Consider the following 15274-nt stretch of genomic DNA (forward strand, 5'->3'; position numbering starts at 1 on the left):
GCCCGGTCAGGACCATTTGGCCCGCCATTGTTCGACCAGATCGAATTGCCCGCGATAGCGCCCGCATACGGCGGCGCGGTTCAGCACCTGCTGATGGGCCAGCGCATCGGGCGCCACGCCCGCCACGGCGGCATCGCGCGCGTTCAGGTAATCCACGCTGGCCTTCACCGCATCGGGTGATGTTTCAAAGCGATAGTTGAAATAGCGCAGCCAGTAATCGCCTTCGATCCGCGAGACTTTGTCCTGCGCGGCCTCGCTCAGATTATGCGAATGGAGGACAAAGGCGTCGGGCGCATAGGCCTTCTGATAGCCCTGCTTGATCACCTCCCACGCCCAGACCTGATCCTCGCCCCATGGGATGTCGGGATAGGGAATTTTTTCCCACACGCAGCGGCGCAGCGCGGCATTGTTGTCCGAAAAATAATGCAGCCATTGTTGCCATTGCAGCGAACCCCACGCCATGCCCGGCGGCGTCACGCCCCATTGCGCCACATGAGGCAGGGCGGCAAAATGGGCAAAATGCCCCTCCTGCCCATGGCGGACAAAGGGCGTCGCATCGGGATAGGCCAGATGGCCGCCAAACACGCCCGCAACCTGATCCCCTTTGTCAAAGGCGCGGATCATATTGGCCAGCCAATGCGGGGTGGCGGGCGTGGCATCCTGCGTCAACACCGCGACAAATTCGGCGTCCGTCAGCGAAATCGCCAGATTGCGCGTGCGCCCATGCGAAAACTCGGCATTGGGAATCTGGTGCAAGCGCACGCCCCGGTCGGCAAATTCGCGGATGATCTCCAGCGTGTTGTCGGTGGAGCCGCTGTCCACCACCATCACGTCATAGGCCCAGTCGGTCTGCTGCGTGACCAAAGCCTGCAACACGCTGCGGAACAGATCGCCGCCGTTAAAGGTCGGAATGATGACCGCCGCCTTATGCGCATAATCGCGCGTGGAAAACAGCGCACGCGGGGTAACCGGCTGGCTGTTTTCGCTCAACCCCTCGATCAGGGCCGCCTCCAGCGTCCTCGCGCTCTTTTCCCAGCTCAACCCCGCGACATAGGCCGCGCCGCCCGCCCGCAATCTCTCCCGCTCGCCCGCGCTTTCAATCACGCGCTGCAACACATCGGCCATGTCATGGGGCGCTGGCGGGGCAAAGGCGACCGACCCTTCCGGAAACACCGCCCGCGTGCTCTCCGCATCCAGTTCGACCACCGGCAAGCCGCAAGCCATCATCTCCATCGGGATCAGCGAATAATTGCTGGCCGAAAACACCATGCCAATGTCGGTCGAGCGATACAGATCCCCCAATTGCGCAGGGGACAGCAACCCGTGATGGACATGCTCATAGGGCAAATCCGCGCCCAAATCGTCCTGACCGAACAGATCGACCCGGAACCGCACCCCCCGCTCATGCAGGATCAGCAGCGCCTCGCGCCCCAGTTCGACCGCGCGGCGCGGCGTAGCGGCGCGGGCGTAAAAGGCAATGCGCGGCGGGTCATGCTCCACCCTTTCGCCGCGATAATAATACATCGGATCATAGGCCAATTCCCACGCCCGCGTCCAAAGCCCGTAGCGCTCCTCACAGATCGACTTCAGCCAGGCCCCGGCGCAAACCGCCTTGAACCCCATGCGATAGGTCATGTCCGCCACATAGGTGAACGTGCCATGGGTATGGAACAGCGCCTCGTAATCCTGCACCAGATAGAAGCGTTCCTTCATCAGCGTCATCTGCGCGGCGGGGAATGTCGTCCACATATCGGTGGCAATCACCAGATCGCCCGAAATCCCCTCCACCTCCTCGGGCAGGAAACGGACAATCACGCGGTCAATCGGTTGATACCACGCGCGAATATGCTCCCACGCCTGCTTCTCGTCATGATGCACGGTGGGGTTCTGGATCCAGATCGTCTGGCGATGGCCAAAAGTTTCCAGATAGCGGATCATGCGAAAGATCGACATATGCCCGCCCCCGCCGGGGCCGAAATCGGGGATGATCCAATGGATGTTCATCGATTGCGGGTTGAAACTGCGCGTCAGCGGCGCCAGCGCCTGCGCCCGGTTGCGGGCGATGGCGGCGGTATTATGCACCCATCGGTTGGGCCGATCGGGATGCACGGGCAGATCGTTCCAACCCGGCTCGCCCCGCGCCCGCGCCAGCGCGGGGGCCGCCGCGGCCGTATCGGCCAGCCCCGCCCCCGGCCCGGCCCGGCGCCCCAGCCGCCGCCCGACCCACAGGTAATGCTCGGCCGGATCCATGCCCGACATGCCCACATCGGCATAGCGGCCGGCATACCATGCCGCATCAAATTGGCCCGACCGGCGCAATTGCCCGATCGCCTCGGCCGAAACGCTTGTTTGCAATGCCATTGTATCAGCCTTTCACCCGGCCCTCGGCCATGCCGAACAGGATATAATGGCGCAGCGCATCATGCCCCTGCGCCGCCACATCGGGATAGCGCGCCAGATAGGCCTGCTCGTCGAACAGCCCCGCCTCAGCCAGATTTTGCGCCATCCGCGCCCTTTGCCAGCGCCACGGCATGGCGCCCCACCAGCGCGGCCGCCTCCCCATCACACGATACACCTCGCGCAGCCATGCCATCCGGGCCTCGCCGCGCTGCGCCTTGTCCGCCTCGCTCGACAAGAGGCCCGCCATTGTCGCCAATTCGCCAAAGCGCTCGCTCAATTGCGCCTCCAAACGGACCTGTTCGGCCTGCATGGTCTGCGCCTGCGCGGCTGCGTCCTCTTGCGCACGCTCCAATTCAGCCTGCAACGCGCGTGTCTGCGCCGCAGCACTCTCCTGCGCCCGCTCCAGTTCGGCTGCGCGCTGCTCAAGGCTGCCCACCTGCTCGGTCCATGCGCGCTCGGCCTCGGCGCGATCGGCGGCCATCGCGGCGCGGCTCTGCTCGCCTTCCTGCCAATGGCCCTGCCAAAGCGCCGCCTCGCCCTCGGCCTCCTGCAACAGGCGGGCCATTTCAACGATCTCGCGCGTGGCCTCGGCCTGCTGCTCTTGCGCCGCGTCCCTGGCCTGCCGCGCCTCCTGCGCCCAGGCGGCCTGCGCCCCGCGCGCGGCGGCCAGCGCCTCGCCCTGCTCGGCCAGTTCCCCGCGCAGCGCGCTCAGCATTTCGGCCATCGCGCCCACCTGCTGCATCGCGGCGTATAATTGGTCGGCCTGTTCCTCCAACCTTTCCTGCGCCTGCGCCAATTCCTCGGCCAGTTGCAGCCCGGCCTGCTCCTCAACCTCCAGCTCCGCCGACAGCCGCCCCGCCCGGTCGCGCTCCTGCTCCAACGCCTCTTGCATCCCGGCGCAGCGTTGCTGCTCCTGCTCCAACGCCGCGCGGGTCTGCGCGACCTCATCCTGCCGCCGGGCCAGCGCGCCCTCCCATTCGCCCATCCGCTCGCCCTGCTCCGCCAGAGCGGCGCGCAACCCCTCGCGCTCCTGCTCCAGCTCTGCCACACGGGCTTCGGCATCCTTTACGCGCTGCTCCATGCCCGGCGCGGCGCGGCGCAATGCCTCGATCTCGCGCGCCATGGCCGCACGCTCCTCGCCCCCGCGCCTCTCGTTCAGCGCCGCTTCGTCCAGCCGCGCCTGCACCAATTGATAGGCCCGTGCCAATTCGGCCAGCCCCTCGACCGCCTCGTCCCGCTCCCGCCCGCGCAGAGCCAATTCCTCGCTCAAAGCGCCAACCTGCGCCTCCAGCCCCTCGCGCCGCGCATCAAGATCGGCGCGCTGGGCCTGCCATTCCTCCAGCGCCCGCTGCTGCTGCGCGATCCGGCGCAGGGGGCGCGCAAAACCCGGCCCCGCCTCGTCCAGCGCGGCGCGGATCGCATCAAGCTCGGCATGATCGCCAGCCCGCTCGCCCCCCTCGGCCCAGCCCAGCAGCACGCCATAGGCCCGCCGCACCCATGCCGAGATCATCGGATTATCCACCACCGCCCGGTCCGACCGGCGATGATGGCGCAGATCCTGCGAGAGAAAGGCCTCCACCGCCTCGCCCGCGCCCAGCGGCGAGCAGGGCCATGCCACGCCCAACTCGCGCTCCACCCGTTGCGCGACCTGCGCCCACTGGTCCAGCACCTGATCATAGCGGACCACCAGCCGCGCCCGCCCCCGCGTCGCCGCCTCGGCCTCCAGCACATGACGCAGCCATACCAGCAGCGCGACCTGCGCATCCGCCCCATCGCGCCGCGCCAGCGAATCGGCCACCTCCAGCGGGTTGCGCAGCGGCATGACAATCGCCGCCTCCACCCCTTCGCCATCCAGCACATCCAGCCAGAAGCGGGCGAGGCGGCAAATGCGCGGGTCTTTGAGCGCAAAGAGCGGCGCATCACCAAATTCGGCGCGCAGCACATCGCACGCCCTTGCCACATCGCCCTGATACCCCAGAGAGCGCGGCCACCCGTCATGCACCGGCAGCCAGTCGAACCAGTCGCTCCCCACCTGCGCCAAAATGGCATCGTTAAAGGCGCGCACCGCATCCGATTCCCAATGGCCGGCGGGGTTGGTCGGATTGCCGCCCATCAGCGTGGCGGGCAATCCCGCGCCCAGCAGCGCAAACACCCGTGTCAACGCGCTGGTGCCCGAACGATGCATGCCCAGCACCAGCAGGGCCATGCGCCGCGCGCTCTGCCGGGGCGGATGGCCCTGTTCCGCACCGGGCTTACGGGCGCCGCCGTGCAGCAGCACCTCTTCGGGCCGCCGGATCGGGCCGCCCGCGTCCGACAAAGGCCGCAGCGCTGTTTCGCCCATGGCTTGCGTGGCTATGTTCATAATTGCCTGATCCCTGCCCCGAACCTTGCCGCGCCGGGAGGGGCCATTCCCCATCCCTTCGCGCCGTGTCTTTGGGCTAAAACCGGGCCTTGCCCCGCGCAACAAAGGCTCTATCCATTTCGGCGGCGATTACGCATTCCCCCCGATCGCACCGCCGATACAGCTTTACTTTCAGACGTTTGACTCGCCCCACGCGGCATCCGTTCACGCAGCAATTGGCGCGCGATCAGATCGTGCCATCGGCAATATTCGTGCCCCCCAGATAGGCGCGCAGCCGCCCCCGCATCGCCTCATCCACCGGTCCGCACTGCGCCAGATGGGCAATTGAAAATTCCGCGCCGGTGCCGATCCTTCCCTCGCGGCTGATCACGCCGGCCCATCCGTCAAACACGCTGCCCATATCGATGGCCACCGCCCCGCGCCGCGCCGCGCCCGCCACATAGGCCTTGCCCAGCACGCCCGCGCCCACCAGCACCAGATCACCCGGCCCCAGCCCCTCGATCCGCGCCATCATCCGCGCATAGCCGTCGGGCCAATGCGGCTGGGCCACCATGCCGGGAAACCGCGCTTCTCCGCGAAGCAGCCATTGCACGACCGGCACATCGAAATGGGCGGCAAATTGCCCCGCCACATCGCGGCATCCGATCAGCACCAGCCGCCGCGCATCGCGCACCAAGGCGCCCAGAGCGCCCGACCATTGCAGATAGAAATGCAGCGCCATATCGCCCACCATCGGACGCCGGACGCCCAATACTCGCCCAAGATGGGCAAAAACCTCGTGATAGCGCATGGAAACCTGCAATTGGGCGCGGCGGGGAAGGCCCAGCACATCGGCCTCGCGCATCGCCCGTTCCAGCCCGCGCGCCATGGCCCGCCGGTCCTGCGCGTCGATGGTCTGATCGCCAAACCAGATGTACAGGCAAAAGGCGAATTCCTCACCCATATGCGGCGCGTCATGCGAGAGCATCGCCCCCTCGCCATCGCCCAGCCGGACGAGCGAAAAGCCCCGCCCCTGCGCCAGCGCGTCCTGCGCGGCCCGCACCACCGGCAACAGGCCGACGCGCGGCCAATCGAGAGCTGTCTCCATCATGCCCCCGCCTTGACAGAGCCGCCCCGCACCCCGCCAGCGCGATTGCCACGCAAATGGAGCCGATATTACTCTTTGGGCAGCGCCCCCGCCACCTTGTCCACGGTGGCGCTCACCATCGCCTCGACGCCCTTGTCAGTGGGGTGGATATGATCGGGCAATTGCAGGGTGGGCTGGTTGAAAATCGCCTTGAGGAAGAACGGTTCGAGCACGGCATGATGGCGCGCCGCAACGGCGGGGAAAATCGCGTTGAATTGCCGCGCATAATCCGGCCCCATATTGGGCGCGGCCAGCATGCCCATCACCACCGCCTTGATCTTGCGCTTTTCCAATTCGCCCAGAATGGCGTCGAGATTGTCCTTCGTCTGGGCCAGCGGCAGCCCGCGCAGCATATCATTGCCGCCGAGGCTGATGACCACCAGATCAGGCGCGGCCCCTTGCGCCAGCGTGAAATCGAGCCGCGCGCGCCCGTCCTGCGTGGTGTCGCCCGAAACCCCGGCATTGACCACCTGCGCATTGATCCCGCGCGCGCGCAGCGCCGCCTCCAGCCGCACCGGATAGGCCTGTTCTGCGCGCAGGCCATATCCGGCAAACAGGCTGTCGCCCAGAGCGATGATGCGGACAACCGGGCCTTTGACGGGCGGCGTGGGTGCGGGCGCGCTTGCTGCCGTGGTGGCTGTGGGCTGCGGCGCCTTATCGCCCCCGCCGCATCCCGCCAGCATCAAAACCGGCGCCAACCCCGCCAGCATTCCACCCAAAGCCCTCATCCACATGCCCTTTCGACCCGGCCCTCCTTGCCGAATCCGGCCGGGCCACCCATAAACATATCGTGACCCAATCCCTTGACCGCAAGAGCGCGATCCTCGCCCGCAATCTCACTCTCACTTTGGGAAGCGGAGATGGTGCCACCGCAATCCTCAAAGGCGTCGATCTGACCGTGCCCGATGGTCAGGTCGTGGCGCTGCTCGGCCCATCGGGTTCGGGCAAATCCTCGCTGATGGCGGTGCTATCGGGGCTGGAGCGGGCCAGCGGGGGCGAATTGAGCGTGGCGGGCGCGGATTTCATGGGCCTTTCCGAGGATCAACTGGCGCTGGCCCGCCGGGGCCGGATCGGGGTGGTGCTTCAGGCGTTCCACCTGTTGCCCACGATGACGGCGCAGGAAAATGTGATGACCGCGCTCGAACTGGCGGGCGTGGCCGATGCGGGGCCGCGCGCCGCCGAGGAACTCAAAGCCGTAGGCCTCGGCCACCGGCTGCACCATTATCCCAGCCAGCTTTCGGGCGGCGAGCAACAGCGCGTGGCGATTGCCCGCGCTCTGGCCCCGCGCCCGGCACTGCTCTTTGCCGATGAACCGACCGGCAATCTGGACGGCGCAACCGGCGCGGCGATCATCGACCTTATCCTGACGCGCCGGGCCGAAACCGGGGCCACGCTGGTCATCATCACCCATGACGAGGCGCTGGCGCAAAAGGCGCAGCGGATCATCAGGATTGCCGACGGGCGCATATCGTCGGATGAAATGGCGTGAGTTGGGGCGCGGCCTGGCGCATTGCGCGGCGGGAACTGTCGGCCCGGTTTCGCGGGCTTCGCCTGCTGCTGGCCTGCCTGTTTCTGGGCGTGGGGGCGCTGGCCGCCATCGGCTCGCTGACCAAGGCGATCAACGAGGGGCTGGCCGCCAAGGGGCGCCAGATCCTTGGTGGTGACGTCCAGATCACGGTCTGGCAACGCCCGATTTCTGCCGAGGAACGCGCCGCGCTGGCCCGCTATGGCCGCCTGTCCGATGGGCAGCGTTTGCAGGCCATGGCCTCCAGCGGCGACACCACCGCGCCCGTCCAGCTCAAGGCGGTCGATGCGCTCTGGCCGATGGTGGGCCATCTGGAATTGTCGAACGGGCTGCATGTGGGCGCCCCCGCCCCCGGCACGGCATGGATCGCGCGCGGGGCCGCCGAAAGGCTGGGCCTGCATGTGGGCGAGAGTTTCACCATCGCGGGCAAGCCGCTGCGCGTGGGCGGGATCATCGGGGTCGAACCCGATGGCCTCGGCGAGGGTTTCGCGCTGGGGCCGACGATCATCGTGCCTCTGGGCTTTCCCGATGGCGCCGGCCTGACCGCGCCGGGGGCGATGTATCGCAGCCGGTTGCGCATGGATTGCGCCGGGGCCTGCGATGCCGCCGCCATTGCCGAGGCGCTGACCAAGCGTTTCCCGGAAAACGGGCTTGATGTCCGCACCCGCGACAAGGCCTCGCCCGGCACCGAGACGTTTATTGCGCGCATGGGCGATTTCCTCGTGCTGGTGGGGCTGGCCGCGCTGCTGATCGCCGGGATCGGCATCGGCGGAGGCACGGCTTCCTATCTTGAGGCCCGGCGCGGGGTGATCGCCACGCTCAAGGTCATGGGCGCAACCAGCGGCGATATTGCCCGGATCTATGTGCTCCAGATTGCCGCGGCGGCGGCGGTGGGCGCTGTGGCCGGGTTGGCGGCCGGGGTGGCGGTGCTGCCGCTGGTGGTCAAGGCGTTGGCGGGCGTCTTGCCGGTGGTGGACGGCTTTGTTCTGGCGCCATGGGCGCTGGCGCGGGCGGCGCTGTGGGGCTTGCTGGTGGCGCTGGTGTTTGCGGCGGGGCCATTGCTGGCGGCGCGGACCTATCCGGCGATGGCGCTGCTGCGCGCGCGGATCGCGCCGGTTTCGGGGCGACAGAGCTGGCGCTGGGTGGGCGCGGGGCTGGCCGGGATCATTGCGCTGGCCTTTCTGGGCGATGGGTCGGCGCGGACGACCGCGATCTTCCTTGGCGGTGCGGCGGGGGCCTTTGTGCTGCTGTCCGTGCTGGGCTGGGGACTGGCGCGGATGGCTGCGCATCTGCCCCGCCCGCGCAGCCCGATCCTGCGCCTTGCGCTGGGCAATATTCACCGCCCCGGCAATCAGACCGCGCGGCTGGTGACGGCGCTGGGCTTTGGGCTGACGGCCTTTGTCGTGCTGGCCGTGGTCCAGACCAGCCTTGACGCCAATATTGCCGCGCGCGTGCCGCAAAAGGCGCCCGATTATTTCGCCATCGACCTGCAACCGGGCGATGAGGCCGGTTTCCGCGCCACCGTGGCCGAGGCCGCGCCGGGGGCCAAGGTGCGCACGGTGCCGACGCTGCGCGGGGCAATTCTGGCCTATGGCCCGGCGGGCGCACAGACCCGCGTCGCGGACATGAAGGACATTCCCGAGGACGCCTGGCAATTGAAGGGCGAGCGTGGGTTGACCTTTGCGCAGGATGTGCCCGAGGGCAATGTCATCACCGATGGCGCATGGTGGCCCCGCGATTATCAGGGTGAGCCGCTGGTTTCGGTTGATGAAAAGCTGGCGAAGGCCACCGGGATCAAGGTGGGCGACACGATAACGGTGGGCCTGCTGGGCGTGGAAAAGACGGCGCGGGTGGCCTCGCTGCGGCGGATCGATTGGGAATCCTTCGGGTTCAATTATGTGCTGGTGTTTTCGCCCAATGCGCTGGCGGGCGCGCCGTTCAAACTGGCCGCAACGATCAGCCTGTCGGACAAGCGCGAGCATGGCCTGCTGCGCGCGGTGACGCGGGCCTATCCCACCGCCTCGGTAGTCGAGGTCGGGCCGCTGCTGCGCGATGCGCGGGGGCTGCTGGGTCAGATGAGCGCGGCGATCCTGTCGGCGGCGGGCGTGGCGGTGCTGGCTGGCGTGGCGGTGCTGCTGGGCGCGATTGCGGCGGCGCGGGCGTCGCGCGCCTATGACAACACCATCCTGCGCGTGCTGGGCGCGGGGCAGCGGCAATTGCTGGGGCTACTGCTGGCCGAATATGGCGTGTTGGCGGCGCTGCTGGCGCTGGTCGCGCTGGCGCTGGGCACGGGGCTTGGCTGGCTGATCGTGGTCCAGCTTTTCAGCTTCGATTTCCTGCCCTCATGGCCCTATGTGCTGGGCGTGCTGGGGGGCGGGCTGGCGCTGGTGCTGGCCTTTGCGCTGGGCGGGTCGCTGCCTTTGCTGCGCACCCGCCCGGCTCAGGCGCTTAGAGAACTTTAACGGAAGACATCCGCCATGCCGCGGCCGCGTGGATCATCGCCATAGCGGTTGCGGCCATAGGTGCCGTCGAGGCAGAAGAAGATCAGCAGCACAAACCAGCCGATGAACGGCACCAGCCACACCAGCAGCCACCAGCCCGACCGATCAATGTCATGCAGCCGCCGGATGGAAACCGTATAGCTGGGGATCATCGTGAACAGGGCGATCAGGCCGATAAGGAACTGGCCCAGCAGGCTGGTTTGCGTGCCCCAATAGAAATTCATGCCGCTAGAATAGGACACCGGCGAGCCGAAAAGCGCCATGATCGCCCCGTTCACCACCCACAGGGCAATGAAATAGAGCCAGAACTCGCGCCTTTGCGAACGGCCCGAAATTTCAAAATAGCGCCGCAGCGGCAGAAACACCCAATTCATCGGCCAGACCTTCTTTCCATTGCCTGACCTGATTAACGCCTGTGCGGGCAAAAGGCCGCATGAAAAAAAACGGGGCGCATCACCTGCGCCCCGCCCCTTTGCGCAAATTTCGCGTCTTCAGAATTTGGCCAGCGCCGCCACGCCAAAGGTGCGCGGCGTGTTGACATAGCCCGAAATCGAGCCCGACTGCGCCGGACTGTCAAAGATCACCGAGATATAGCGGTTGTCCGTCAGATTGCGGCCCCACAGGCTCAGCTCGAATTTCTTCGAAAGCTGCCATGTGGCCGAAGCATCGATTTCCGAAACGGTGCGCTTGAACGGGCGCGCCGCATCCAATCCGGGCTGATAGGAGATGACCGCGCCGGTCAACGGGTTCTTGGAAATGAAACCGGGCATGCCGTCCTGGTTCTGCACCGGCGATTCGTAATGCCAGTTGCCGCGCAGGATGAGGTGCTGTTCGCCCCCGATCGGCTTGTCCCATGTGGCCGACATGGTGGTGGAAATCGGCGCGATGCCCGCAGGCGTCGCCCCCGAAATGTTGCCAAAGCTGGAATTGGTGAAGCGGTCATACTTGGGCACCAGATAGGTGACGGCCGCGCCCAGCGTCAGTTCAGGCGTGGGCCGCACCGATCCTTCGAACTCGAAACCATAGACGGATTCCTTGTCCGCATTGAGCAGGTCGAAACCGATGCCGGTAAAGATGTTCGACTGGAAATCCTTGATCGTTTGATAGAAGGCGGCAAAATTGAGCGTGGCCACCGACCAGTTGGCCTTCATCCCCGCCTCATAGACGGTGGACTTTTCCGGCCGGGCAAAGCGGCCCCCATAGCGCAGATTGGTGGTGGCCAACCCGCTGGCCGCAATCGCGGCGGCATCGGAGAGCGCCGGGCGGCTGTCGCGCGAGAGGTTGATCGAGCTGGCCTTGAACCCCGTGCCGATGCTGGCGTAGAAATTGAGGTGCCTGTTCGCCTCATAGGCTATACGGGCGGTAAAGGACAGGTTGCCGTCATTGGTCCGCCCCGGTTCGACCGCATTGGGCACATTGAGGAAAGGCGGCATGAATTGCAGTGCGCGCAGCGCCAGTAATTGCGCGGTCTGGTTCGACACGCCCGTCACCACCGCATTATAGGCGGCAGGGTTGGCCCCGGCAAAACCGGCGATCTGGGCCGGTGAGGCAAAGCCGCCCGGCACCGAAAGCAGCCCGCCGATGGTCTGGGCAATGCCCGCATTGGTGGCCGCGGTGCGCATCGCGTTCAAATCGATGCCGGAAAACACATCGCTCGACACCACGCCGGTCGAGTAGCGTTTCTTGTCATTGGTGTAATTGAGGCCGCCCGTCAGCGTCACGCGCGGGGCGATTTTCCAGTCCATCTGGCCAAAGATCGAAATCGCCTCATTGGCCAGATGATAGGCTTCCGACAGGCCGTTGCCCTGTTTGAAAAACTGGCCGGTATATTTGGCCGGATTGCCCTGCAGCGTGCCGAACGTGCCCTCCAGCGAATTGACGTTGAGCGTGTTGCCGCTGGCGCCGCGAATCAGCAGGTCGGCATAGGAGCGCATTTGCGAGCCGTAGAGCAGCGCCCCGGTCTGGTTGATCTTCTCGTTGAAGTAATAGGCGCCCAGCAGCAGGTTGACCTTTTCGCCCAGCTTGGCGGTGGCGCGCAATTCCTGGGTAAAGGTGTTGATGCGCACATTGGCGCTGTTTTGCCCCAACAGGTCGGCGCTGGTGAAATCGCTGTCCTGATTGTTGTAATTGGTGTTGTGGCGATAGGCGGTGATCGAGGTCAGCTTGACCCCGCCGATCTCGTGATCAATCTGGGCCGAAAAGCCATAGTCGCGGATGCGGTTGGTCGAGGGGAAATTGTTGTAAACATCGCCAAAGGGATTGCCCGGTGCGTTCACCTTGCCGCCCACGGCCTGAATGGCCGCCGTGCTGGAGGATGACAGCAGATTGGCCACCGCGCAGCAGGTTTCGTTGATCTGGGAATAATCGGCGATGATGCGCACGCGCGGCCCGTTTTCAGGCACCCACAGCAATTGCCCGCGCGCGAACCAGCGGTTGCGGTTGTTGGTGGTGCCACCCGTGCCGCCATCGTGAACAAAGCCGTCGCGGCGATTGTATCCGCCCGCCACGCTGACCGCCACCGTGTCGCTCAAAGGCGTGGTGTACATGCCCTTGACGACCAAAGCGTTGTAATTGCCATAGGAAACCTCGGCGCTGCCGCCGGGTTTGAACTGCGGCTCCATGGTCGAGATCGAAACGACACCCGCGCTGGCATTCTTGCCGAACAGGGTCGATTGCGGGCCGCGCAGCACTTCGACGCGCTTAACATCAGGGAAATCGGCGATCTGGGCCGCGCTGCGCGAACGATAGACCCCGTCGATGAACACGCCCACGCTCGGCTCGATCCCGGCATTGTTGGCGCCATTGCCAAAGCCGCGGATCAGGAAATCGGTCTGCGCGCTCGACTGATGCTCCGACACACGCAGCGAAGGCACCACGCTGGTCAGATCCTTGATGTCGCGGATCTTGGCGCGGTTGATGACATCGGCGGTGGTCACCGTCACGGCCACGGGCACCTGCTGCAGCGTCTGCTCGCGCTTGGTGGCCGTGACGACGATCTCATTGTTGACCTGATCCTCGGCCGCGATGGCGGGCGCGGCCAGCGCCAGCGCCAGTCCTGCGGCGCCCGCGCCCAGCGCCGCCCGGCGATGCGAGGAAAACGAAACCGCCACATTCTTTGCGCGCACGGCCCCACGCGCGCAAAGAGCGCGCGAAACAGATGTCTGCTTCATGCAAATCTTGTCCTTCCCACGAACCGGCGTGCCAACAGGCCCCCCGCCTGTCATGCGCCCGGTTTCCTTTTTATAATGCCTTGTGTTATGCCTTGTGGGCATGAGGCTCAATCCTTTATCGACCCATGCCTCGGTTTATCCCACAAATTCTTATCAAAAACGCAAAGACCGCCGCCAGAATCCCATAAGCGGACAATGCGCCGCCAACACTATGGCTCTTGTCGAGTCTTGCCCAAAGCCGCTGCGTAAGCTAGGGGCGCGCGCATGTTGCGGCGCAACCAAGCGCCACCCCCAAAACGGGCCTTGCCGCCCGCTGTTGCAGAAAGCCTTTTTGATGTCCGGCCCGCTTCCGCTTCGCAATATCGCGATTATCGCCCACGTTGACCATGGCAAGACCACGCTGGTCGACCAGCTCTTCCGCCAGTCCGGTACGTTCCGCGACAACCAGCGCGTCGAAGAACGCGCCATGGACAGCAACGATCTGGAAAAGGAACGCGGGATCACCATCCTTGCCAAGCCCACCAGCATCGAGTGGAACGGCACCCGCATCAACATCGTCGACACCCCCGGCCACGCCGACTTCGGCGGCGAGGTGGAGCGCATCCTCTCGATGGTCGACGGCGTGATCCTGCTCGTCGACTCGTCCGAAGGCGCGATGCCCCAGACCAAGTTCGTGACCGGCAAGGCGCTGGCGCTGGGCCTCAAGCCCATCGTCGTCGTCAACAAGGTCGACCGCCCCGACGAGCGTATCCAGGAAGTGCTGGACGAAGTGTTCGACCTCTTCGTCTCGCTCGACGCCAATGATGAACAGCTTGATTTCCCTGTTCTTTACGCCTCGGGCCGCAATGGCTACGCCAGCGATGACATGAACCGCCGCGAAGGCACGCTCGAACCGATGTTCCAGCTCATCGTCGACCATGTGCCGCCGCCGGCCCTCGACGTTGATGCTCCCTTCACCTTCCTCGTCACCCTGCTCGACCGCGACAACTTCCTCGGCCGCGTGCTGACGGGCCGCGTCACCTCGGGCACCGTCAAGGTCAACCAGCCGATCCACGCGCTGGATATGGACGGCAATGTGATCGAAACCGGTCGCGCCTCCAAGATCCTCTCGTTCCAGGGCCTGGACCGCGTTCCGGTTGAAGAAGCCCGCGCCGGCGACATCATCAGCCTTGCCGGTCTGTCGGTGGCAACGGTTGCCAACACCATCGCCGACACCACGGTGCGCGAACCGATCAAGGCCCAGCCGATCGACCCGCCGACCCTGTCGATGCGCTTTGCGGTGAACGATTCGCCGATGGCGGGCCGCGAAGGCACCAAGGTGACCAGCCGCATGATCCGCGACCGTCTGGAGCGTGAAGCCGAATCGAACGTGGCCATCAAGATCACCGAATCGGCCGACAAGGACAGCTTTGAAGTCGCCGGTCGCGGCGAACTTCAGCTCGGCGTGCTGATCGAAACCATGCGCCGCGAAGGCTTTGAACTGGGCATCAGCCGCCCCCGCGTGCTGTTCGGCACCGATGAAAACGGCAACCGCACCGAACCCTACGAAACCGTTCTGATCGACGTGGACGAGGAATTTGCCGGCACCGTCGTCGAAAAGATGGCCAACCGTAAGGCCGAAATGACCGACATGCGCCCCTCGGGCGGCGGCAAGACCCGCATCAGCTTTGTCGCGCCCTCGCGCGGCCTGATCGGCTATCACGGCGAATTCCTGTCCGACACGCGCGGCACGGGCATCATGAACCGCCTGTTCGACAAGTATGGCCCCTACAAGGGCAAGATCGAAGGCCGCAAGAACGGCGTGCTGATCTCGAACGGCGCCGGTGAAGCCAATGCCTATGCTCTGGGCCCGCTCGAAGAACGCGGCATCCTGTTCGTGGGCGTGGGCGAAGCGCTGTATGAAGGCATGATCATCGGCGAAAACGCCAAGCCCGAAGACCTCGAAGTCAACCCGATGAAGTCGAAGGCCCTGACCAACTTCCGCGCCAGCGGCAAGGACGACGCCGTGCGTCTGACCCCGCCCAAGGTGATGACGCTGGAACAGGCCATCGCCTACATCGACGAAGACGAAATGGTTGAAGTCACCCCCAAGAACATCCGCATCCGCAAGGCGATCCTCGATCCCAACGAGCGCAAGAAAGCCTCGCGCAAGAAGGATTGATCTTTGGATTGATCAGTTTGGAAACACGG

The 15274-nt window shown here is 65.4% G+C and carries 9 protein-coding genes; 3 read left to right on the plus strand and 6 right to left on the minus strand.

From position 1 onward, the window contains the following. Positions 1–6 precede the first annotated feature (6 nt). From PQ467_RS14075 to PQ467_RS14090, 4 genes are all read right to left on the minus strand, one after another. Positions 7–2361, minus strand: coding sequence for a rhamnosyltransferase WsaF family glycosyltransferase (locus PQ467_RS14075; protein WP_274174001.1), 2355 nt, complete (start codon positions 2359–2361; stop codon positions 7–9). Positions 2362–2365: 4 nt separating this feature from the next. Then, positions 2366–4762 carry a hypothetical protein gene (locus PQ467_RS14080; RefSeq protein ID WP_274174002.1) on the minus strand — a complete coding sequence of 799 codons (2397 nt, stop codon included), beginning with the start codon at positions 4760–4762 and terminating at the stop codon, positions 2366–2368. Between the two features lie 226 nt (positions 4763–4988). Continuing rightward, positions 4989–5852: a GT-D fold domain-containing protein gene (locus PQ467_RS14085; protein WP_274174003.1), complete on the minus strand. Its 864-nt coding sequence runs from the start codon at positions 5850–5852 to the stop codon at positions 4989–4991. Between the two features lie 65 nt (positions 5853–5917). Next, positions 5918–6616 (minus strand): arylesterase, encoded by a 699-nt coding sequence (locus PQ467_RS14090; protein WP_274174004.1) that lies wholly within the window; start codon positions 6614–6616, stop codon positions 5918–5920. Positions 6617–6678: 62 nt separating this feature from the next. Here PQ467_RS14090 and PQ467_RS14095 point away from each other — a divergent pair, with 62 nt between their 5' ends. Together PQ467_RS14095 and PQ467_RS14100 are read left to right on the plus strand one after the other, a co-directional pair. Then, a complete protein-coding gene (locus PQ467_RS14095) occupies positions 6679–7377 on the plus strand; it encodes an ABC transporter ATP-binding protein (protein ID WP_274174005.1) in 699 nt (232 codons plus the stop codon). Further along, positions 7374–9875, plus strand: coding sequence for an ABC transporter permease (locus PQ467_RS14100; RefSeq protein ID WP_274174006.1), 2502 nt, complete (start codon positions 7374–7376; stop codon positions 9873–9875). Before PQ467_RS14095 ends, PQ467_RS14100 begins: the two co-directional genes overlap by 4 nt. On the opposite strand, the gene PQ467_RS14105 is transcribed toward PQ467_RS14100, so the two are convergent. After that, the gene (locus PQ467_RS14105) at positions 9872–10288 is read right to left on the minus strand and encodes a DUF805 domain-containing protein (RefSeq protein WP_274174007.1); all 417 of its coding nucleotides are present in this window, start codon (positions 10286–10288) and stop codon (positions 9872–9874) included. The two genes, PQ467_RS14100 and PQ467_RS14105, sit on opposite strands and share 4 nt — an antisense overlap. 117 nt (positions 10289–10405) lie before the next feature. Then, on the minus strand, positions 10406–13084 hold the full coding sequence (locus PQ467_RS14110; RefSeq protein ID WP_274174008.1) for a TonB-dependent receptor domain-containing protein: 2679 nt from the start codon (positions 13082–13084) through the stop codon (positions 10406–10408). A gap of 334 nt (positions 13085–13418) precedes the next feature. On the opposite strand from PQ467_RS14110, the gene typA reads away from it, so the two are divergent. After that, entirely contained in the window at positions 13419–15245 is a 1827-nt protein-coding gene (gene typA, locus PQ467_RS14115; protein ID WP_274174009.1) for a translational GTPase TypA, read from the plus strand. Positions 15246–15274 lie beyond the last annotated feature (29 nt).

Origin of the sequence: Novosphingobium sp. KACC 22771, from assembly GCF_028736195.1 — a bacterium.
GTDB lineage: Bacteria > Pseudomonadota > Alphaproteobacteria > Sphingomonadales > Sphingomonadaceae > Novosphingobium.

What these genes read in the sequence shown, in the direction of transcription:
- PQ467_RS14075 (WP_274174001.1), bottom strand. Translation starts at nt 2,361, where the DNA reads ATGGCATTGCAAACAAGCGTTTCGGCCGAGGCGATCGGGCAATTGCGC.
- PQ467_RS14080 (WP_274174002.1), bottom strand. Translation starts at nt 4,762, where the DNA reads ATGAACATAGCCACGCAAGCCATGGGCGAAACAGCGCTGCGGCCTTTG.
- PQ467_RS14085 (WP_274174003.1), bottom strand. Translation starts at nt 5,852, where the DNA reads ATGATGGAGACAGCTCTCGATTGGCCGCGCGTCGGCCTGTTGCCGGTG.
- PQ467_RS14090 (WP_274174004.1), bottom strand. Translation starts at nt 6,616, where the DNA reads ATGAGGGCTTTGGGTGGAATGCTGGCGGGGTTGGCGCCGGTTTTGATG.
- PQ467_RS14105 (WP_274174007.1), bottom strand. Translation starts at nt 10,288, where the DNA reads ATGAATTGGGTGTTTCTGCCGCTGCGGCGCTATTTTGAAATTTCGGGC.
- PQ467_RS14110 (WP_274174008.1), bottom strand. Translation starts at nt 13,084, where the DNA reads ATGAAGCAGACATCTGTTTCGCGCGCTCTTTGCGCGCGTGGGGCCGTG.
- typA (WP_274174009.1), top strand. Translation starts at nt 13,419, where the DNA reads ATGTCCGGCCCGCTTCCGCTTCGCAATATCGCGATTATCGCCCACGTT.